The sequence below is a fragment of the Mesorhizobium sp. M0751 genome, assembly GCF_040320265.1.
GTDB lineage: Bacteria > Pseudomonadota > Alphaproteobacteria > Rhizobiales > Rhizobiaceae > Mesorhizobium.
Window position 1 is genome coordinate 102,510 of the sequence record NZ_JAMYPH010000008.1, and the last position, 20,285, is coordinate 122,794.

The 20,285-nt window shown below is 62.1% G+C and carries 23 protein-coding genes; 20 read left to right on the forward strand and 3 right to left on the reverse strand.

Annotation, left to right across the window (positions count from 1 at the left end):
- Positions 1-177 precede the first annotated feature (177 nt).
- The 14 genes from hisB (at position 178) to NKI19_RS15040 (ending at position 11,442) form a co-directional block, all read left to right on the forward strand.
- The gene (gene hisB, locus NKI19_RS14975; RefSeq protein WP_352490477.1) at positions 178-777 is read left to right on the forward strand and encodes an imidazoleglycerol-phosphate dehydratase HisB; all 600 of its coding nucleotides are present in this window, start codon (positions 178-180) and stop codon (positions 775-777) included.
- Positions 778-781: 4 nt separating this feature from the next.
- Positions 782-1,255 (forward strand): DUF2628 domain-containing protein, encoded by a 474-nt coding sequence (locus NKI19_RS14980; RefSeq protein ID WP_352565659.1) that lies wholly within the window; start codon positions 782-784, stop codon positions 1,253-1,255.
- 1 nt (position 1,256) lies between these two features.
- Complete coding sequence (gene hisH, locus NKI19_RS14985; RefSeq protein WP_352490474.1) at positions 1,257-1,907, forward strand: imidazole glycerol phosphate synthase subunit HisH; 651 nt, start codon at positions 1,257-1,259, stop codon at positions 1,905-1,907.
- Positions 1,908-1,910: 3 nt separating this feature from the next.
- Entirely contained in the window at positions 1,911-2,201 is a 291-nt protein-coding gene (locus NKI19_RS14990) for a DUF1330 domain-containing protein (protein ID WP_352464684.1), read from the forward strand.
- A 2-nt stretch (positions 2,202-2,203) separates the two neighbouring features.
- Positions 2,204-2,953 carry a 1-(5-phosphoribosyl)-5-[(5-phosphoribosylamino)methylideneamino]imidazole-4-carboxamide isomerase gene (gene hisA / locus NKI19_RS14995; protein ID WP_352565661.1) on the forward strand — a complete coding sequence of 250 codons (750 nt, stop codon included), beginning with the start codon at positions 2,204-2,206 and terminating at the stop codon, positions 2,951-2,953.
- Positions 2,950-3,786, forward strand: coding sequence for an arginase family protein (locus tag NKI19_RS15000; protein WP_352490472.1), 837 nt, complete (start codon positions 2,950-2,952; stop codon positions 3,784-3,786). Before hisA ends, NKI19_RS15000 begins: the two co-directional genes overlap by 4 nt.
- On the forward strand, positions 3,783-4,577 hold the full coding sequence (gene hisF, locus NKI19_RS15005; protein ID WP_352490566.1) for an imidazole glycerol phosphate synthase subunit HisF: 795 nt from the start codon (positions 3,783-3,785) through the stop codon (positions 4,575-4,577). The genes NKI19_RS15000 and hisF overlap by 4 nt, the downstream gene beginning before the upstream one ends.
- Before the next feature lie 36 nt (positions 4,578-4,613).
- Positions 4,614-4,940, forward strand: a complete 327-nt coding sequence (locus NKI19_RS15010) for a phosphoribosyl-ATP diphosphatase (RefSeq protein WP_352490471.1) — start codon at positions 4,614-4,616, stop codon at positions 4,938-4,940.
- Between the two features lie 18 nt (positions 4,941-4,958).
- Positions 4,959-5,918, forward strand: a complete 960-nt coding sequence (gene coaA, locus NKI19_RS15015) for a type I pantothenate kinase (RefSeq protein WP_352490470.1) — start codon at positions 4,959-4,961, stop codon at positions 5,916-5,918.
- A gap of 77 nt (positions 5,919-5,995) precedes the next feature.
- Positions 5,996-7,003, forward strand: coding sequence for a glycosyltransferase family 2 protein (locus NKI19_RS15020; protein WP_352490468.1), 1,008 nt, complete (start codon positions 5,996-5,998; stop codon positions 7,001-7,003).
- Positions 7,003-7,773, forward strand: coding sequence for a class I SAM-dependent methyltransferase (locus NKI19_RS15025; protein WP_352490467.1), 771 nt, complete (start codon positions 7,003-7,005; stop codon positions 7,771-7,773). Before NKI19_RS15020 ends, NKI19_RS15025 begins: the two co-directional genes overlap by 1 nt.
- A 46-nt stretch (positions 7,774-7,819) precedes the next feature.
- Positions 7,820-8,176: a GtrA family protein gene (locus NKI19_RS15030; protein WP_352490466.1), complete on the forward strand. Its 357-nt coding sequence runs from the start codon at positions 7,820-7,822 to the stop codon at positions 8,174-8,176.
- The gene (locus NKI19_RS15035) at positions 8,166-9,740 is read left to right on the forward strand and encodes a hypothetical protein (protein ID WP_352490465.1); all 1,575 of its coding nucleotides are present in this window, start codon (positions 8,166-8,168) and stop codon (positions 9,738-9,740) included. Before NKI19_RS15030 ends, NKI19_RS15035 begins: the two co-directional genes overlap by 11 nt.
- Positions 9,741-10,008: 268 nt before the next feature.
- Positions 10,009-11,442, forward strand: coding sequence for a hypothetical protein (locus tag NKI19_RS15040; protein ID WP_352565663.1), 1,434 nt, complete (start codon positions 10,009-10,011; stop codon positions 11,440-11,442).
- Here NKI19_RS15040 and NKI19_RS15045 read toward each other — a convergent pair.
- The 3 genes from NKI19_RS15045 to NKI19_RS15055 all read right to left on the reverse strand — a co-directional run bounded on the left by NKI19_RS15045 (position 11,405) and on the right by NKI19_RS15055 (position 14,277).
- Positions 11,405-12,022 carry an alpha-ketoglutarate-dependent dioxygenase AlkB family protein gene (locus tag NKI19_RS15045; RefSeq protein ID WP_352490463.1) on the reverse strand — a complete coding sequence of 206 codons (618 nt, stop codon included), beginning with the start codon at positions 12,020-12,022 and terminating at the stop codon, positions 11,405-11,407. The two genes, NKI19_RS15040 and NKI19_RS15045, sit on opposite strands and share 38 nt — an antisense overlap.
- 130 nt (positions 12,023-12,152) lie before the next feature.
- Positions 12,153-12,590, reverse strand: a complete 438-nt coding sequence (gene arfB / locus NKI19_RS15050) for an alternative ribosome rescue aminoacyl-tRNA hydrolase ArfB (RefSeq protein WP_352490462.1) — start codon at positions 12,588-12,590, stop codon at positions 12,153-12,155.
- Between the two features lie 76 nt (positions 12,591-12,666).
- Complete coding sequence (locus tag NKI19_RS15055; RefSeq protein WP_352565665.1) at positions 12,667-14,277, reverse strand: phosphoenolpyruvate carboxykinase; 1,611 nt, start codon at positions 14,275-14,277, stop codon at positions 12,667-12,669.
- Between the two features lie 341 nt (positions 14,278-14,618).
- On the opposite strand from NKI19_RS15055, the gene NKI19_RS15060 reads away from it, so the two are divergent.
- The 6 genes from NKI19_RS15060 (at position 14,619) to ahcY (ending at position 20,142) form a co-directional block, all read left to right on the forward strand.
- Positions 14,619-15,320, forward strand: coding sequence for a response regulator transcription factor (locus tag NKI19_RS15060; protein WP_023677547.1), 702 nt, complete (start codon positions 14,619-14,621; stop codon positions 15,318-15,320).
- A gap of 143 nt (positions 15,321-15,463) precedes the next feature.
- Entirely contained in the window at positions 15,464-17,248 is a 1,785-nt protein-coding gene (locus NKI19_RS15065; protein ID WP_352490459.1) for a sensor histidine kinase, read from the forward strand.
- A 31-nt stretch (positions 17,249-17,279) separates the two neighbouring features.
- Complete coding sequence (locus tag NKI19_RS15070; protein ID WP_352490458.1) at positions 17,280-17,726, forward strand: HPr kinase/phosphorylase; 447 nt, start codon at positions 17,280-17,282, stop codon at positions 17,724-17,726.
- Between the two features lie 164 nt (positions 17,727-17,890).
- Complete coding sequence (locus NKI19_RS15075; protein WP_254815942.1) at positions 17,891-18,292, forward strand: PTS sugar transporter subunit IIA; 402 nt, start codon at positions 17,891-17,893, stop codon at positions 18,290-18,292.
- A complete protein-coding gene (locus NKI19_RS15080) occupies positions 18,289-18,585 on the forward strand; it encodes an HPr family phosphocarrier protein (protein WP_023677551.1) in 297 nt (98 codons plus the stop codon). The genes NKI19_RS15075 and NKI19_RS15080 overlap by 4 nt, the downstream gene beginning before the upstream one ends.
- A 156-nt stretch (positions 18,586-18,741) precedes the next feature.
- Complete coding sequence (gene ahcY / locus NKI19_RS15085; RefSeq protein ID WP_352490457.1) at positions 18,742-20,142, forward strand: adenosylhomocysteinase; 1,401 nt, start codon at positions 18,742-18,744, stop codon at positions 20,140-20,142.
- The last annotated feature ends 143 nt before the right edge of the window (positions 20,143-20,285 follow it).

The window sequence follows — 20,285 nt, forward strand, 5'->3', positions numbered from 1 at the left end:
AGTGACTTGATCGGCCATATGTATGCATAGGCCCGACGATTGCAAACCGGCCATCCGCCGGGCCGGATCGTGCTCCGCAGCGGTAACTGGCAATCGCCGGATCATGCTGCTAGAAGGCTTTCGTTTTCAGGCATGTGAACGCCTGAATCGTGCAAAATCTGAGACAAGGATGAGGTTATGGCGCCCCGTTCCGCCGAGATAAGCCGCAAGACCAGGGAAACCGACATCTCCGTGTCGGTTCAGGTCGACGGCTCGGGCAAATCCGACATTTCGACGGGCGTCGGCTTCTTCGACCATATGCTGGACCAGTTGTCGCGCCATTCGCTGATCGACATGACCGTGAAGGCCAAGGGCGACCTGCACATAGACGACCACCACACGGTCGAGGATACGGGCATCGCGCTCGGCCAGGCGCTGGCCAAGGCATTGGGCGAGCGGCGCGGCATCATGCGCTACGCCTCGATCGACCTCGCCATGGACGAGACACTGACGCGGGCGGCAATCGATGTCTCCGGCCGGCCTTTTCTGGTCTGGAATGTTTCATTCTCGTCGCCGAAGATCGGTACCTTCGACACCGAGCTGGTGCGCGAATTCTTCCACGCGTTGGCGCAGAATGCCGGCATCACGCTGCATGTCACCAATCACTACGGCGCCAACAACCACCACATCGCCGAGACCTGCTTCAAGGCCGTGGCGCGTTCGCTGCGCTCGGCACTTGAGCGCGACCCGCGCCAGCCGGATGCGGTTCCCTCCACCAAGGGATCCCTGAAAGGATAGCGTCATGGCCATCTATGTCGTGATGGAGCCGCCAGGCCGCAGCGAAAGCGTGGACACCACCTTTGTCCGTGACGGCTTTGCCTGGCTCGGCTTCCTGCTGCCGCCTCTGTGGCTGGCCTGGCACCGGCTGTGGGTCGAGGCGGCATTGGCGTTTGTCGCCATGGGCCTGCTGTCGATGCTGGGCGAAAGGCTGGACCTGGAAACAACCGGCTCGCTTTTATCCCTGCTTGTCATGCTCTTTGTCGGACTGGAAGGGCAGGGCCTGCGGATCGCAGCCCTGCGCCGTCGCGGCTGGCATGAATGGGGCGTGATCGAAGCCGACAGGCTCGACGACGCCGACATCCGCTATGTGGTGGAAGCCGATGCGGATTCGAATGCACAAGCTCCTGCGCAGCGCATCGTCCCCGACGCAGCACATGCCCGACCGGCGCAGATGGGCCTGGCGCTGGGGCTGAACCATATTCCGAGAAAGCCCTGAGATGCGGGTCGCGATCATCGACTACGGGTCGGGCAATCTGCGCTCCGCCACCAAGGCCTTCGAGCGTGCCGCGCATGAAGCCGGCATTGCCGCCGCGATCGAGCTCACCGCCGATGCCGAGCGGGTCAGGACCGCCGACCGCATCGTCCTGCCCGGCGTCGGCGCCTATGCCGATTGCGCCGCTGGACTGCGCGCGGTCGCCGGCATGTGGGAAGCGGTGGAGGAGGCGGCGATCGCCAAGGCTCGGCCGTTCCTCGGCATCTGCGTCGGCATGCAGCTGATGTCGGAGCGAGGCCTGGAGAAGACCGTCACAAAGGGCTTTGGCTGGGTCGCCGGCGACGTCAAGGAGATCACGCCGGCCGATCCGACACTGAAGGTCCCGCAGATCGGCTGGAACACGATTGACCTGAAGCGCAAGCATCCGCTGTTTTCCGGCATTGCGACGGGCGGCAAGGGACTGCACGCCTATTTCGTCCACTCCTACCATCTCGATGCACGGAAGGAGGATGAGGTGCTGGCGGTTGCCGACTATGGCGGCCCGGTAACGGCCGCTGTCGCCCGCGACAACCTAGCCGGAACGCAATTCCACCCCGAGAAGAGCCAGGCGCTGGGCCTGGCGCTGATCACCAATTTCCTAGGCTGGAGGCCCTGAATCATGAGCAAGAAGGGCTATTGGATGGCAATGGTCGATGTCCACGATCCCGAGATCTACAAGCAGTACATCGAGGCCAATGCCGCGGCTTTCGCGAAATACGGCGCGACGTTCCCGGTGCGCGCCGGGCGGTATACCAGCCCGGAAGGGCCGACAGGCAATCGCCACGTGCTGGTGGAATTCGAATCCTATGAAAAGGCGATGGAATGCTACGGCTCGCCTGAGTACCAGGAGGCCTTGAAGTACAGGCTCGCCGGCTCGACCGGCCACTTTGTCATCGTCGAAGGCGCCTGAAGGTGGTTCTGTTTCCGGCGATAGACCTCAAGGACGGCAAATGCGTGCGCCTCAGGCATGGCGACATGGCGACCGCGACGATCTACAATGAAGATCCCGCGGCTCAGGCGCGCGCCTTCGAAGAGCAGGGCTTCGAATGGCTGCACGTCGTCGACCTCAACGGCGCCTTCAAGGGCCAGAGCGTCAACAGCGCGGCGGTCGGCGCCATCCTCAAGGCGACGAGCAATCCGGTGCAGCTCGGCGGTGGCATCCGCACTCTGGCACAGATCGAGGACTGGCTCGACCGTGGGCTGGCCCGCGTCATTCTTGGCACCGTGGCGGTGCGCGATCCGGATCTGGTCAGGCAGGCCTGCAAGGCATTCCCGGGTAAGATTGCCGTCGGCATCGACGCCAAGGGCGGCAAGGTCGCGGTCGAAGGTTGGGCCGAGGCCTCGAGCCTCGGCGTCATCGAACTGGCGAGGAAATTCGAGGGCGCCGGCGTCGCCGCCATCATCTACACCGACATCGACCGCGACGGTGTGCTGACCGGCATCAACTGGGACGCCACCATCGATCTCGCCGAGGCGGTGTCGATCCCGGTCATCGCCTCGGGCGGGCTCGCCTCGATCGCCGACATCGTGCGCATGACCATGCCCGATGCCCGCAAGCTCGAAGGCGCGATCTCCGGCCGCGCCCTCTACGACGGCCGCATTGACCCGGCCGAGGCACTGGAGATCCTGCGCGGCAAGCCGATGGCAGGGGCGTCATCATGAAAGTCTCGATTATCCTCGCTCCCTACGACAGCGGGCACTATCACGAAGGGTGCGGCCAGGGGCCGGACGCCGTCATCGGCGGTGGGCTCGTCGAAGCCCTGACCGTGGCTGGCCATGACGTCGCCGTCGAAGATATCGGCATGGTCGGAGACGAGCAGGGGCGCGAAATCGCAACCGGCTTTGCCGTCTGCAACGCCGTCGCGACCAAGGTTAGCCTCGCCCGCGATGGAGGACGCTTCCCCATTATCCTTGCTGGAAATTGCCTGACCGCCGCCGGTGCGGTTGCCGGTGAAGCCGCGGATTCGATAATCTGGATCGATCAGCACGGCGATCTCAACACGCCGGAGACGTCGGCCTACGGCTTTCTCGACGGCATGGCGCTGGCGGCGACGCTCGGGCTCTGCTGGCGTCCGATGGCGGCAGCGATTCCGGGGTTCCGGCCGATAGACCCGGCGCGCTGCATGCTGGTCGATGCCCGCGACCTCGATCCCGACGAAAAGCGCCTGCTGGAAACCTTGCCGATCGTGCGCAGCGAATGTGCCGGTGCACTCGATATGGTCGGAAAGCTCACGGCGGCAGGGACTGTGCGGGCGCATCTGCATCTCGACCTGGATGTCCTCGATCCGGATGTGTTGCAGGTGAACCGCTACACGCATCGGGGCGGTCCGAGCCCGGAACAGCTACGGCAGCTTGCCTGCGGACTGGCCAGGTCCATCCCGATTGTCGGCGTGACGCTCTCGGCCTACGACCCGGCCTTTGATTCCCAGTCTGAGGTTCCGCCCGTCGTCGGCCAGCTGCTTGTCGATTTTCTTGCGGAGATCGGGAGGATCTGATGCTGAAAGCCCGCGTCATTCCCTGTCTCGACGTCAAGAACGGCCGCGTCGTCAAGGGTGTCAATTTCGTCGACCTGGTCGATGCCGGCGATCCCGTCGAAGCGGCAAAAGCCTATGACGCTGCCGGCGCCGACGAGCTCTGCTTTCTCGACATCACCGCCTCGTCGGAAAACCGCGAGACCATTTTCGATGTCATCGCCCGCACCGCAGAACAGTGTTTCATGCCGCTGACCGTTGGCGGTGGCGTCCGTCAGGTCGCCGACATCAGGAAGCTGCTTCTGGCCGGCGCCGACAAGGTGTCGATCAACACAGCGGCGGTGAAGACCCCCGATTTTGTTGCCGAGGCAGCCGACAAGTTCGGCAACCAGTGCATCGTCGTCGCCATCGATGCCAAGAAGGTGTCCGCTGCGAGCGAGGCCGACCGCTGGGAGATATTCACCCATGGCGGCCGCGAGAAGACCGGCATCGATGCCGTCGAGTTCGCTCTGCGAGTGGTCGATCTCGGCGCCGGCGAGATCCTGCTGACATCGATGGACCGCGACGGCACCAAGTCCGGCTACGACATAGCGCTTACCCGCGCGGTCGCCGACGCCGTACGCGTGCCGGTCATCGCTTCCGGTGGCGTCGGCACGCTCGCCCACCTGGTCGAAGGCATTCGCGACGGCCATGCCGGCGCGGTGCTGGCGGCGTCGATCTTCCATTTCGGCACCTACAGCATCGCCGAGGCCAAGCTGCATATGGCTCAGGCCGGACTGCCGATGCGGCTGGACTCGCCGGGTAATCGGTCCTAGAGCCTTTCCGGCTAAGAAGAGGCTGTAAACGCCGTCATGACCGAGTTCTCGCTCTCCGATCTGGAGAAGATTATTGGCGAACGCGCACGTTCCGGCGATCCGGATTCGTGGACGGCCAAGCTCTCTCAGCGCGGCATGAGCAAGGCAGCGCAGAAACTCGGCGAAGAGGCAGTCGAAACGGTGATCGCAGCCGTCAGCGCCGACCGGGACGCGCTTGTTTCGGAAAGCGCCGATCTCATCTATCATTGGCTTGTCGTTCTCGGCATAGCGGACATTCCGCTGAGCGATGTGCTCAACGAGCTTGAACGCCGCACCGGGCGTTCGGGCATCGCCGAAAAGGCGTCTCGGCTGGACCGGGGCTGATCGCTGCGGAGGAACTCGATGGACCAGCTCGCTCCTACCGAGAAGTATTCACCCTATCGTTTCTTCTCGGCCGAGCAATGGTCGCGATTCCGCGCCGATACGCCGATGACGCTGTCCGCAGACGAGATCCATCGTCTGCGGTCGCTGAACGATCCGGTCGATCTCCACGAGGTCGAGCGCATCTACCTTTCGATGTCACGGCTGTTGTCGGCACATGTCGAAGCCAGTCAACTCCTGTTCAGGCAGCGCCAGGCCTTCTTCAACGCGCTGGGTGTGGCCAAGACACCGTTCATCATTGGCATTGCCGGTTCCGTGGCGGTCGGCAAATCGACCACGGCGCGCGTGCTAAAGGAGCTGCTGGCGCGCTGGCCGTCGAGTCCCAAGGTCGACCTGGTCACCACCGACGGTTTCCTGCTGCCGAACGAAGTTCTGCGCCGCAACAATCTGATGGAGCGCAAGGGCTTTCCCGACAGTTACGACGTCGGCGCGCTGCTGCGCTTCCTGTCCGGCATTAAATCGGCGCAGCGCAACGTCCGCGCGCCGGTCTATTCGCACCTGACCTATGACGTCATTCCGGGCGAGTTCCAGACCATCGACCGGCCGGACATCCTGATCTTCGAAGGCATCAATGTCCTGCAGCCGGGCAAGCTGCCGAAGGACGGCAAGATCGTGCCTTTCCTGTCGGATTTCTTCGACTTCGCCATCTACATCGATGCCGACGAGGCGCTGATCCATCACTGGTATATCGCCCGCTTCATGCGGCTGCGCGAAACCGCCTTCCGCGACCCGGCCTCCTTCTTCCACCGCTATTCGCAACTTTCCGAGGATGCGGCCCGCGCCATCGCCGAGGGCCTGTGGACCAACATCAATCTGAAGAATTTGCGCGAGAATATATTGCCGACCCGCGCCCGAGCCGATCTCATCCTGCGCAAGGGCGCCAACCATCTGGTCGAGGAAGTGGCGCTCAGGAAACTGTGAAATCGCGGGACATTTCTTAAAGTCATCTTAACCCAGTCTTTCTATTGTCGGGCCTGATCTGCGGGCTCGGCAAACAAATGAATGCGCCATTCCTAAACATTGATCGGCCGGCAGCTGACCGCATCGCACATCCGGGCAGCGGCGCCGCAACGATTGCCCTGATCGTACCTGTCCACAATGAAGAAGGCGCAATTGCTCCATTCCTCAAGGCTGTGTGCGAAAGCACTGCTCCACTGAAGGACAAAGGCGTTGCCCTCGAGTTCATCTTCGTCAACGACGGCAGCAGCGATACGACGCTCGAAAAGCTGATCGAAGCCCAACAAACCGATCCACGCATCCACATAATCGACCTTTCACGCAATTTCGGCAAGGAAGCTGCGATGACCGCGGGTCTCGACAGCTGCGATGCCGATGCAGCGATCCCGATGGATGTCGATATGCAGGATCCGCCGCATGTCATTCCGCTGCTTGTGGAAAAGTGGCGCGAGGGTTTTGAGGTTGTTCTGGCCAAGCGAGCCAATCGGGCGAGCGACAGCTTTCTCAAGCAGCGCTCCGCCTCGATGTTCTACCGCGTTCACAATTGGATCGCGCAGCAGAAGATCCCGCACGATGTCGGCGACTTCCGTTTGATCGACCGCCAGGTCATCCAGGCGCTGCGGTCTTTGCCCGAACGCCGTCGTTTCATGAAGGGCCTGTTCGCCTGGGTCGGGTTCCGCACCGCAAGTGTCGAATATGTCCGCGATCAGCGCATCGCCGGCCAGTCGAAATTCTCCGGCTGGAAGCTGTGGAACTTCGCGCTCGAAGGCATCACCAGCTTCTCCACCGCTCCGCTTGAAATCTGGACCTATGTCGGCGCGACGATTTCCGCGCTGTCGTTCCTCTACGGCGTGCTGATCGTCGCCAAGACTATGATCTTTGGCGTTGATGTGCCCGGCTACGCCTCGCTGCTGGTCAGTGTTCTTTTCCTTGGCGGCATCCAGTTACTCGGCATCGGCATCATCGGACAATACCTCGGCAGGGTCTATGCCGAGATCAAGCAGCGTCCGATCTACATCGTGCGCCGCAAATATGAGGGAATGAGCTGATGGAGATCGACGCCTACCGACAGATGGCCGCCACCGAAGACGAGCATTGGTGGTTCTGCGGGCGTCGCGCCATCGCCGAGGCGGTCATTCGCAGCATCGGCCTGCCTGAAAACGCGCGCATCGTCGAGATCGGTGCCGGCACCGGTGGCAACATCCGGATGCTGGAGCAGTTCGGCGCCGTGACGGCAGTCGAGATGAGCGATCTCGCGCGCAGGATTGCCCGGGAAAAGACCGGCCGCGACTTCCTCGCCGGACATCTGCCGGACAACATTCCTGTCACGCCGCAAAGCTGCGACCTCGTCTGCCTGTTCGACGTGCTGGAACATGTCGCTGAAGACGAGGCATCGCTTGCCGCGATCCGCCAAATGCTGAAACCAGCCGGCAGCGTCGTCCTTACGGTGCCCGCACACCAATGGTTGTGGAGCACGCATGATGTGGGGCTGCATCATATGCGGCGCTATTCGCGCGATCTGCTGCGTCAACGAATTGAAAAGGCTGGTTTCGCGATCGACCGGCTGAGCTACACAAATGCCGCGCTCTTTCCGGTAGCGGCGCTGGCACGACTGGTTGACAGGTTGCGCAAGTCGGCCTTGCCAGCCGGCCATGCCACGCCGTCAAAACCACTGAATGCAGTGATGAAGGCAGTGTTTTCGGCGGAAGGCCGCATCATACCAAATGCAAGCCTGCCCTTCGGCGTTTCGCTGCTGGCGGTGTTCCGCAAGGACAGCGCCGTCGAAACCGGTCGCCTCGACGAGAAATTGGCAGCTTGACCGCGTCATGGGCACCGGCTCGTATCGTCGACTATCGCGCTTTGCGATGATTGGCATTGCGTCGACGCTGATCTACGCCGTTTGCGCTTTCCTGCTGTCGCGTGGACAGGCAACGGCGGCCCTGCCGGCGGCGCTCACATCGTTTGCGGCCTACGCCGTCGCCGCGCTGTTCTCCTACACCGGGCACAAATATTTCACCTTTACCTCGGGCGGCAGCCACGCAATGGAATTGCCTCGCTTCCTCCTGCTCACTGCTTCCGGTCTCGCCGTCGCGATCGCCCTGCCGGGGCTTTTGACCCAGATGCTTGGCGTCCCGGCCGCAATCCCGATCCTGCTTACCTGCATTGCCGTGCCGGTCATCAACTATGTCGTCCTCGGGCGGTGGGTGTTTCGTGGTCTCTAGCGCGCGATCCGTCAGTGAACTGCTGCCCGGCGCCAACCGCTTCTCGCCGTTTGTGGGCGTAGCGGGTGCTCCGCTGCTGCTGGCCAGCCTGGTCGTCACATACGCCGTCTGGCTATCCACCGTTGCAATTCCGACCAATGTCGACGTGTCATGGCTTTTGGTCGTCTGCGATCGCCTGCTTGGCGGAGAGCGGCTCAACACCGACATTGTGGAGACCAACCCACCTTTCTCGATCTGGCTCTACATGCCGTTCATGCTCCTGGAAAAGCTCACCGGCATCCGTGCGGAATTCTGGCTGACGCTTGGCGTCGTTTGTCTGAGCCTGGCCAGTCTTTTCGTGTCCGTCCGCATTCTGGCGCGCGATGAACCGGTCTACCGGCAGCCCCATGCGCTGTTGGCGGCAGCGGCGGCCCTGTTTTTGATCCTGTGTTTCATGCCGGATCAATTCGGCCAACGCGAGCACTTCGCATTAATTGCCATTCTGCCTTGGGTGGCGTTGCAATGCACACGTCAGCGAAACCCGGATTTCAGCGCAGGCTCGCGCCTGGAGCACATGGTCGCGGGCTTTGGCGCGGCGGTCGTGGTCATGGTCAAGCCGCCCTATTTTGTGCTGGCCTTCATGTTGCCGTCGCTCTGTCTTGCGCTTGAAAGGCGGTCGCTGAGACCGCTCGTCGTCGCAGAGAACCTGCTTGGCGCTGCGATCGTGGCCGCCTATGCGGCATCCATCGCGCTCTTCGACCGCGCCTATTTAAGCGACGTCCTGCCCTTGGTCAGGGAGGTCTATCTTCCGTTGAGGGCCTCTGCCGCCGATATGCTGGCAAACTGGCCGAAAGTGGTGCTGCTTCTGGCCGTCGCCACCGTGCTTGCGGCCGGCGGCCTGAGAAAGACGAGCTGGGACGTCAGGATTCCGCTTCTGACCGCACTGGGGTTCATTCCAGCCTTCATCATCATGGGCAAGGGTTGGCCCAATCACGCGCTGCCGATGGTCGTTGTTGCAACACTTGCATTTGGCATCCAGCTGCTGCGGTTCGGCACATTCGGCAGTGCAGGCGTCGTTCGTAAGGCCGCCCTGATCTTCGGTTGCGTGCTGGTGCTGCAAATAGCGGTCAGGGCACAGTACGCGGCGCTGACGACGGACAACGGCCCGATCGGGCGCTCTGTCGCCGCGATCCGCTCAACGGTCGAAGCCCCGACCATCATGTCGATTGCCGACCAGATGCAGGTTGCCCATCCCCTCGCCAGGCTTGTCGGCGGCAGGTTCATATCACGCCATCCGAGCGCCTGGGCGGTCTCCAACGCGGACACGCTCGCCCTCGTCACCGGCGATCTCGAACGGAGACGGGAACTTGAAAGCATCCGCGATCGGGTGATCGGCGAAAACGCCGCCGAGATATCAGCGAAGAAACCCGACATCGTGCTGTCAGGCTCGCCCGCGTGGACTGCCCAGATGCTGCAGGACAAGCGGATCGCTGCCGCTTTGGCCGACTATCGTCTGCTGCACGCCGAGCCGGAAATCACTGTCTATCTTCGTTATACGGCGGCCGCGCCGCTCCAAACCGATTGAGGAGGCTTCCAGAAACCATGGCACGGCTGGATCCAATCGCTCCGCTCGACGACATATGGCTCGATCTCGAGAGCCTCGGTGCAACATCATGAGCGTCTCGAACGACATTGGCCGCTTGAGCCGGTGGCGCGGCCGGGATATCGCGGCGTCGCTGCTTCCTAGCCGTAATGTCCTGGCCATTGCCGCCGTCACGGTCTTCTCGATCGTCTGGCAGCAACGTTGGGGAACTGTTACCGACACCAGCTGGCTGATCACGGTCTGCGAGCGCATGCTGTCCGGTGAGCGGCTTTACTCCCAAATCTACGAGACCAATCCTCCATTCAGCGTCTGGCTCTATCTGCCGCCAGTGGCTGCGGCCAGATTGCTGGGCACCGCCCCGGAAATCCTGGTTGAGGCCTGGACTTATCTTGCCGTGCTCATCGGACTTTCGCTCTCGGGTGTGATCGTCAAGCGCGCGGGTTTCACTGAAACTGCATCGCTGTTTGCACTGGGGCCGGCGTTTTGCGCAATGTTGGTGATCTTCCCCGGCAACGCCTTCAGCGAGCGGGAGCATATCGGCACGGCGCTTTTCATGCCGCTGCTTGCGCTTCATGCCTGGCGCGCGCGCAGAGACGCAGCTGCCCAACCAAGCATCGGGCTTGCCTTACTCGCCGGTCTGTCGGGCAGCATTCTGCTGCTGGTCAAGCCCTACTATGCGATCATGGTGTTGGCGCCGGCGTTGGTCGTTGCAGTGCGCCGGCGCAGTCTGAAACCGATCTTCGCCCCGGAACACTGGGTTATTGGCGCCATCTGCATTGTCTATCTCAGCACCATCACGCTCATCCATCCGGAGTTCCTGCGCGACGTCTATCCCCTCTTGGCGGATGTTTATGGAAAGATCGGCATCTTTTGGCCGATTGTGACCGGCTACGGTTTCCCATGGTGTTTCCTTGTCTTCCTGATCTGGTGGCTGTGGCCTGCCGGGCGGTTTCCAGAGCTGGCGGCGGTGGCGTTGGCGGCATCGATCGCCGGCATGTTTCCGCTGTTCTACCAAGCGAAAGGCTATTCTTATCATGCCTATCCCGCGATCTTTTGCGCCGTGGCGGCCATTTTCTGCCTGCTGGCGGTGCCCAGGATCGTGCAGCAGCCGTCGAAGCTGTTGGCGTTCGTGACGGCACCTTCGCGAGCTTGGGCCCTGGCGGCGGTGGCAATCGCCTTCTTGCCGTACTGGAGCACCCAGAAACCAGGGCCGGCGCTGGTTGCCGCCATTCGCGCCGCCACCGATCGACCGACCGTGGCGTTGGTCAGTTCGGATATTTCCTCGGGACATCCCTTGAACCGTATGATCGATGGGCAATTCGTTTCGACCCACGTCAGCGATTGGCTTGGAGCGTTCGCACTTTCCCTGTCCCGGCAGGCAGCCCTCTCGGGTGACACCGCCGAAGCCATCCATTACCAGGCCATCATGGTACGCTACGTCGAAAGCAAACGCGAAGAGTTCGCGCGTCTGCGCCCGGATGTCGTCGTCTTCAAGAAAAACAACACAATGTGGACAAGCCAACTGATGGGGCGTTTTGGCTTTGACGCCATCCTGGCGCACTACCGCATTCTTGTCGAGGACGAGACCGAGCGCATCTATCTGCGCGACGATTATGTCCGCCCGGGCCACCAGCCACCCGAACGGCCTATTTCGGCATCGTCACCCGTCGCAGCGTCAGATTGATGCGGCCGCCACTCCTGAGCAATGCCGAGGTCGACGGGTAGACACGGTCGACGCCGTGAAAGCAGAGCCGGCCTTCGCCGCCAAGCACGACGACGTCGCCGCTCTTCAGCCTGAATGATTTGGTGGCGCCGTCGCGCGTCGTCTGGCCGACCCGGAACAGGCAATCGTCGCCGAGCGAGACCGAGACGACAGGCGCGGAGAAATCGCTCTCGTCGCGATCCTGGTGAAGACCCATCTTGGCATCCTGCGAATAGAAATTGACCAGGCAGGCCTCCGGCGGGTGCGCATAGGCAGATACATCCCGCCACAGTTCGAGCAGCATCTCCGGGATCGGCGGCCAAGGCCTTCCGGTCACCGGGTGGGTCGGCTGGTAGCGATAGCCCTGCTCCTTGTCTGTGACCCAGCCAAGCGGGCCGCAATTGGTCATGCGCACGCTCATCTCCTTGCCGGTATGCGGCATCGCCGGCACGAACAGCGGGGCCTCCTGCACGACCTGCCTGATATCTTCCACCAGCACTTCCTGCATGGCGCGCGACAGGTAGCCGGGCATGTGGCGGACGCCTTTGGGCAGTACGAGCATCGCGTCGCTTGATCCGTTGGTCTGGAAAATCAGAATGCCACCGTCAAAGGAAAACGGCGACCCGAAAGCCGCTTCCGACGGTGGCTGCGTGCTTTAACCGGCGATCTGAGATCCGAAGCCGCTTCGGCTGTCAGTCATCCTCGACCCGGCCGCGCATTTTCTTGATCGAGCCGCGCCCGGCCTTGCTCTTGAGCCGTCTTTCGACCGCGCCCTTGGACGGCCTGGTCTTCTTGCGCGGCGGTGGTGGTGGTTCGGCGGCCTTGGCGACCAGTGCCGTCAGCCGCGCCCGGGCGTCCGCCCGGTTCTGCTCCTGCGTGCGGAAGCGTCCGGCTTCGATGACGATGACGCCGTCCTTGGTGGCGCGCTGGCCGGCGAGCTTGATGGTCCGTTCGCGCACCCGCTCCGACAGGCCCGGCGCATTGGCGGCATCGAAGCGCAATTGCACCGCCGTCGCCACCTTGTTGACGTTCTGGCCGCCTGGCCCCGACGAACGGATGAAGTCCTCGTGCAGGTCGCCCGGATTAATCACCGTATCGTCGGTAATGATGATCTTGTCGTCGGCGTTCATGCCGCAGTCATGGCGCGGCAGGCGAAAAAAGAAAAGGCCCGATCGAAGCCGGGCCTCGAAGCATCACCAGGGGCGGCTATTCAGCCGCGACCTGCATGCGTGGTGCGGCGCCGAGCACGGTGGCGTCGACATGGGCTTCGAACTTTTCGAAATTGTCGACGAACATGCCGACCAGCCTTGCCGCCTGCCGGTCATAGGCGAGCTTGTCGATCCAGGTCGATCTTGGGTCGAGAATGGCGCGGTCGACGCCGGCAACAGTCACCGGTACATCGAAACCGAAATTGGCGTCGGTGCGGAAGTCGGCCGCTTTCAGCGAGCCGTCGAGCGCCGCCGCAAGCAGCGCCCGCGTTGCCTTGATCGGCATTCGCTTGCCGGTGCCGTAGGCGCCGCCGGTCCAGCCGGTGTTGACCAGCCAGCAATCGACACCGTGGCGGGCGATGAATTCGCGCAGCAGATTGCCGTACTCCGACGGATGCCGCGGCATGAACGGTGCGCCGAAGCATGTCGAAAATGTCGCTTCCGGTTCGGTAACGCCCTTCTCGGTCCCCGCCACCTTGGCGGTATAGCCGGAGAGGAAATGATACATGGCCTGCGCCGGGGTGAGCCGCGCGATCGGCGGCATCACACCGAATGCGTCGGCGGTCAGCATGATGATGTTCTTCGGGTGGCTGGCGCGCCCCGTCTTGCTGGCATTGGGGATGAAGTGGAGCGGGTAGGCGCAGCGTGTGTTTTCGGTCAGCCCGCCGTCGTCGAAATCCGGCACGCGGCCGGCGTCGAGCGCCACATTCTCCAGCACCGTGCCGAAGCGCTGGGTGGTGGCGAAGATCTCCGGCTCGGCTTCGGCCGAAAGCTTGATCGTCTTGGCATAGCAGCCGCCTTCGAAATTGAAGATGCCGTGCGGTCCCCAGCCATGCTCGTCGTCGCCGACCAGCGTGCGCGACGGGTCGGCCGACAACGTCGTCTTGCCGGTCCCTGAAAGGCCGAAGAAAACGGCCGCGTCGCCGGCGGCCCCTTCATTGGCCGAGCAATGCATCGGCATCACGCCTTTTGCCGGCAGCAGATAGTTGAGCACGGTGAACACCGACTTCTTCATCTCGCCGGCATATGAGGTACCGCCGATCAACACGATCATGCGCGAAAGGTCGACGGCAATCACCGTTTCGCCACGCGTGCCGTGACGGGCGGGATCGGCACGGAACGACGGCAGGTCGATGATCGTCAAATCGGGCATGAAATGCTCGAGTTCGGCGGCGGCCGGCCGGATGAGCAGATTGCGGATGAACAAGGAGTGCCAGGCAAGCTCCGTGATCACCCTGGTCGGCAGCTTCAGCTCCTCGTCGGCGCCGCCGACCAGGTCCTGCACATAAAGGTCCTTTCCAGCCGCATGGGCGCGAAAATCGGCAAGCAGCGTATCGAACTGGATCGGCGAAATCGCCTTGTTGTTGTCCCACCATACATGCGGCGCGGTGCTTTCGTCGCGCACCACGAATTTGTCCCTGGGCGAGCGGCCGGTGTGCTGTCCGGTCTCGGCGGCAAGCGCGCCATGCGCGGTGAGTCGGGCCTCGCCACGGCGGATTGCCTCCTCGTAGAGCGCGGCCGCGCCGAAATTATAGCGCACCACGCCCGTGGTTCTCAGGCCGATCCGATCGATCGAGCATGCAGGATTGCGTTTGCCGGCTTCCGACATGGGTGTCCCTTCTTCGATTTACCGCGTCTTTACCGGCGAATTCCGGAACCCCCATTGCAGGAGCTAAAAACGTCAAAACCAGAAAAGGCGAATGATATCAAATCATTAATCGATTTAAATATTTTGAAAGTTGTTTAAATCGTTTATATGTGCAAAAACACTGATGGTTGCCCAAGGATTGGCGATGTTCATTCGTCCAATCCATATCGAGGTACAATTGTGGCCGCCGACATGCCGCGCGTGACAGCGGATACAGCCTATGCCACATTTTGTACCTAATTTGTCCTGCAAAAGCCCCTTCTCGACGAAAGAAGGGACAGCTCATGAGGGAGCCGCTTGAAATGGCAACAATCGCGCTTGTCGACGACGATCGCAACATTCTGACTTCGGTTTCGATCGCCCTCGAATCCGAGGGTTATCGAGTCGAAACCTACACGGATGGGGCGTCGGCGCTGGAGGGACTGGCGGCGCGCCCGCCGAACCTCGCCATCCTCGACATCAAGATGCCGCGCATGGACGGCATGGAGCTGCTGCGCCGGATGCGTCAGAAATCCGACCTGCCGGTGATCTTCCTGACCTCCAAGGACGACGAGATCGATGAACTGTTCGGCCTCAAGATGGGCGCCGACGACTTCATCCGTAAACCCTTCTCGCAGCGTCTTCTGGTCGAACGCGTGCGCGCCGTGCTACGCCGCGCCAGCACCCGCGAGGCGGCGGCCAAGGCGCCCAACCAGCAGGCCCGGTCGCTTGAGCGCGGCCAGCTTGTCATGGACCAGGAGCGCCACACCTGCACCTGGAAGGGCGAGCCGGTGACGCTGACCGTCACCGAGTTCCTCATCCTGCATTCGCTGGCCCAGCGTCCAGGCGTCGTAAAAAGCCGTGATGCGCTGATGGATTCGGCTTATGATGAGCAGGTCTATGTCGATGACCGCACCATCGACAGTCACATCAAGCGGCTCCGCAAAAAGTTCAAGGCCGTCGATGATGACTTCGAAATGATCGAAACCCTTTACGGAGTCGGGTATCGGTTCCGCGAAGCATGAGTTGATGCATGTCGCCCAAAAGTGGTCCCGGTTTTTGGGACAACGACATGCATCAAAACGCTAATGCATGTCGCCCAAAAGTGGTCCCGGTTTTGGGGCAACGACATGCATCAAACTAAAGACTAAGCGGGAGCTGCTATTCGATGGCAGTGGAAGTAGAGCGAGTGAGACGGTCGGGCGCCGCCAGGCGCCCGCCGCGGATTCTGCCCGCCTTCGTGTCGAAAATTACGGTGCCGATGCGCCGGTTTCTCGGCCATCACATCTTTTCCAGCCTGACGCGGCGCATCCTCTTTCTCAACCTTGCCGGCCTTGCCGTCCTGGTCACTGGCATTCTCTACCTCAACACCTTTCGCGACGGGCTGATCGACGCCCGTGTCGAGAGCCTGATGACCCAGGGCGAGATCATTGCCGGCGCGATTGCCGCCTCGGCCACGGTCGAGACCGATTCGATCAGCATCGATCCGGAGAAGCTGCTCGAGTTGCAGGCCGGCGAAAGTCTCGGCCCGGGCTCCGATCAGCTCGACAACCTCGATTTCCCGATCAATCCGGAGCGCGTGGCGCCGGTGCTCAGGCGGTTGATCTCGCCGACGCGCACACGTGCCCGCATTTACGACCGCGACGCCAACCTGCTGCTCGATTCCCGCCATCTCTATTCGCGCGGCCAGATCCTTCGCTACGACCTGCCGCCGGTTGAAGAGGAGCAGCCGGACCTTCTGGAGCGCATCCAGAAATTCGTCTTCGATTTCTTTCGCAACAAGCAGCTGCCTGTCTATCGCGAGCAGCCCGGTGGCAACGGCGCCGCGTTTCCGGAAGTGGTCAAGGCGCTTACCGGCAGTCCGTCGACGATCGTGCGGATCTCGGAGCAGGGCGAGCAGATCGTTTCAGTGGCGGTACCGATCCAGCGCTTCCGTGCCGTTCTCGGCGTGCTGATGCTGTCGACCGAAGGCGGCGACATCGACAAGATCGTTGCGGCCGAGCGCAAGGCGATCCTGCGCGTGTTCGGCATTGCCGCCTTGGTTACCGCCATCCTGTCGATGCTGCTGGCCTCCACCATAGCCAACCCGCTGCGCCGGCTTTCGGCGGCGGCGGTCAGGGTTCGCCGCGGCGTCAAGAACCGCGAGGAAATCCCCGACTTCTCCGACCGCCAGGACGAGATCGGCAATCTGTCGATCGCCGTGCGCGACATGACCAATGCGCTCTACGCCCGCATCGAGGCGATCGAAAGTTTTGCCGCGGACGTCTCGCACGAGTTGAAGAACCCGCTCACCTCGCTGCGCAGCGCGGTGGAGACATTGCCGCTGGCCAAGAACGACAATTCGCGTGGCCGGCTGATGGACATTATCCAGCACGATGTGAGACGGCTGGACCGCTTGATCACCGATATTTCCGATGCCTCCCGTCTCGACGCCGAGCTGGCGCGGGAAGACGCGGGACCCGTCGACGTCAAGAAGTTCATCACCGATCTGGTCGCCGTCTCGCGCGAGGCCACACGCAACAAGAAGGCGGTCGAGATCGAATTCAAGGTCGCCAAACTGCCGCAGGGCGTGAAAGGCTACTTCGTCGTCGGCCATGATCTGAGGATCGGCCAGGTGATCACCAACCTGATCGAGAATGCCCGCTCGTTCGTCCCCGAAGAACGTGGCCACATCACCATATCGCTGGCGCGCGCCGGCAAGTTCAACATCGTTACCATCGACGACAATGGACCCGGTATCCGGGCCGATAACATCGATCGCATTTTCGAGCGGTTCTATACCGATCGGCCGGCCGGCGAGGCGTTCGGCCAGAACTCGGGCCTTGGCCTGTCGATATCCAGGCAGATCGTTGAAGCCCATGGCGGCACGCTGAGCGCCGAGAACATCCCGGGCACCAAGCCTGGCGAGATCAAGGGCGCGCGCTTCGTGGTGACGCTGCCGGCCGAAGGCTGACCGATGAATTCCAATCACGCCTGGTCCTATTGTGCAGCCTGAAAACATTCACGGCACCGCGATTCTGATAGGTGACCGCGGCATTCTCATCACCGGACCGTCCGGCTTGGGCAAGACGACGCTGGCGCTCGCCTTGATCGATCATTGCAGCCAGCGCGGGCTGTTTTCCCGGCTGATCAGCGATGACCAGCTCTATGCCGCCGATCGCGAGGGGCGGCTGGTCTGCCGCGCACCAGCCAGCATCGCCGGCCTCGTCGAGGTGCCGGGATTCGGCCCCAAACCGATACGGTTCGAGCCAAGCTGCGTGATCGACCTCATTGTCCGGCTGGCGCCAGCCGGCAAAATGGCCCGCTTCCAGGAAGACTGCAGCGAGCTCGTTTTCGGCGTACCGGTGCCGCGCATCGATCTTGCCGGGCGCAATGTAGCGGCGGCCTTGCCGGCAGTGATGTCGCGCCTGTCGATTGCGCCTTTCCTGTGATCCGATTTCGATTTTTTGCTGCAATGCGTCAAATTGGCCGGGGCCGGCGCAATTTTGGGCTTGTCAACGGGCCTTGCGTCGACAAGATAGCGCTCCCGCCACCTGGAACGGTCGGCGAGCATAAAATGCGCCTGTGAAGCGGCCATGACGGGAGCCACCAAAGAATGATCGGACTCGTGCTTGTAACGCACGGTCAACTGGCCGCCGAGTTCCGCAATGCCGTGGAACATGTCGTTGGGCCACAAGACAATTTCGAGACCGTGGCGATCGGTGCCGACGACGATATGGAACAGCGCCGCCGCGACATTATCGACGCAGTCGGCCGCGTCGATACCGGATCAGGCGTCATCGTTTTGACCGACATGTTCGGCGGCACGCCCTCCAACCTCGCCATTTCAGTGATGGAATCCGGCCGTATCGAGGTCATTGCCGGCATGAACCTGCCGATGCTGATCAAGCTGTCCAGCGTTCGCAAAGGCGACAACATGACGGCCGCGCTGGATGAGGCGCAGGCTGCCGGCCGCAAATACATCAACGTCGCCAGTCAGCTCCTGAGCAGTAAATGAGTGCGCTGTTGCCGGAAAAGGACAAGATCGTTCGCGACTTTCCGATCGTCAACCAGCGCGGCCTGCACGCGCGCGCCTCTGCCAAGTTCGTTCAAATTGCCAGCGGCTTCAACGCCACGGTCCAGGTCGAGAAGGACGGGGTCAAGGTCGGCGGCACCTCGATCATGGGCCTGATGATGCTGGCGGCGAGCCCCGGTTATTCGATCCGCGTCACCGCCACCGGCCCGGAGGCCGAAGAGGTCATCGATGCGCTGGAGCAACTGGTTGCTTCCCGTTTTGGCGAGGAATGCTGACGTGTTGGTCGCCGCTTAAGACATGCACGGATAAAGATTTCTTTATATCCCATTGTCGTCCGACTCTCGATCTGCTAGTCAGGCCGGCAACTCGCGCCCTCCGGCACGCCTTCGGGGCGGGCGCGTCCCGCAATCAATTCGCATCGGAGCACTGCCATGACGGGTAGCAAGGACTATGTGGTCGCAGACATCGCGCTTGCCGGCTGGGGCCGCAAGGAGATCGAGATCGCCGAAACCGAAATGCCGGGCCTGATGGCCTGCCGCGAGGAATTCGGCGACAAGAAGCCGCTCAAGGGCGCGCGCATCACCGGCTCGCTGCACATGACCATCCAGACGGCGGTGCTGATCGAAACGCTTAAGGCGCTCGGCGCCGATATCCGCTGGGCTTCCTGCAACATCTTCTCGACCCAGGACCACGCTGCCGCGGCCATTGCCGAGGCCGGAATTCCGGTGTTTGCCGTCAAGGGCGAGACGCTGGAGGATTATTGGGTCTACACCGACAAGATCTTCCAATGGGCCGATGGCGGCACCTCCAACATGATCCTCGACGACGGTGGCGATGCCACCATGTACATCCTGATCGGCGCCCGCGCCGAGGCCGGCGAGGATGTGCTGTCCAATCCGGGCAGCGAAGAGGAAGAGATCCTGTTTGCCCAGATCAAGAAGCGCATGCAGGCATCGCCCGGCTTCTTCACTAAGCAGAAGGAAGCGATCCGCGGCGTCACCGAAGAGACGACGACCGGCGTCAACCGGCTCTATCAGTTGCAGAAAAAAGGCCTGCTGCCGTTCCCGGCGATCAACGTCAATGATTCCGTCACCAAATCGAAATTCGACAACAAATATGGCTGCAAGGAATCGCTGGTCGACGGCATTCGCCGCGGCACCGACACGATGATGGCCGGCAAGGTCGCGGTCGTCTGCGGCTATGGCGACGTCGGCAAGGGCTCGTCGGCTTCGCTCAAGGGCGCCGGCGCCCGCGTCAAGGTCACCGAGGTCGATCCGATCTGCGCGCTGCAGGCGGCGATGGACGGTTTCGAGGTGGTCACGCTCGAAGAAGCGGCGCCGACGGCCGACATCGTCATCACCACCACCGGCAACAAGGACGTCGTTACCCTCGACCATATGCGCCTGATGAAGGACATGGTGATCGTCGGCAACATCGGTCACTTCGACAACGAGATCCAGGTGGCCTCGCTGCGCAACCTGAAATGGACCAACATCAAGCCGCAGGTGGATATGATCACCTTCCCGGACGGCAAGCGGATGATCCTTTTGTCGGAAGGCCGTCTGCTCAACCTCGGCAACGCCACCGGCCACCCGAGCTTCGTCATGTCGGCGTCCTTCACCAACCAGGTGTTGGCCCAGATCGAGCTGTACACCAAGCCCGGCCAGTACGAAAACCAGGTCTATGTCCTGCCGAAGCATCTCGACGAAAAGGTCGCGCGCCTGCATCTCGACAAGCTCGGAGCCCGCCTGACCGAACTGTCCGGCGAACAGGCCGCCTATATCGGCGTCACTCCGCAGGGACCGTTCAAGCCGGAACACTACCGCTATTAACCACGGCGAAACTTGCTACTAGATATTGAAGCCGGGCGATTGACTTTTCGCCCGGCTTTATTTTTGCGCTGATTGATTCTTCACGCCGATTCGCGCAAGCGCTATGGTGCTGATTCGCGGTCCGGGGACGAGGCCCGGGCGCA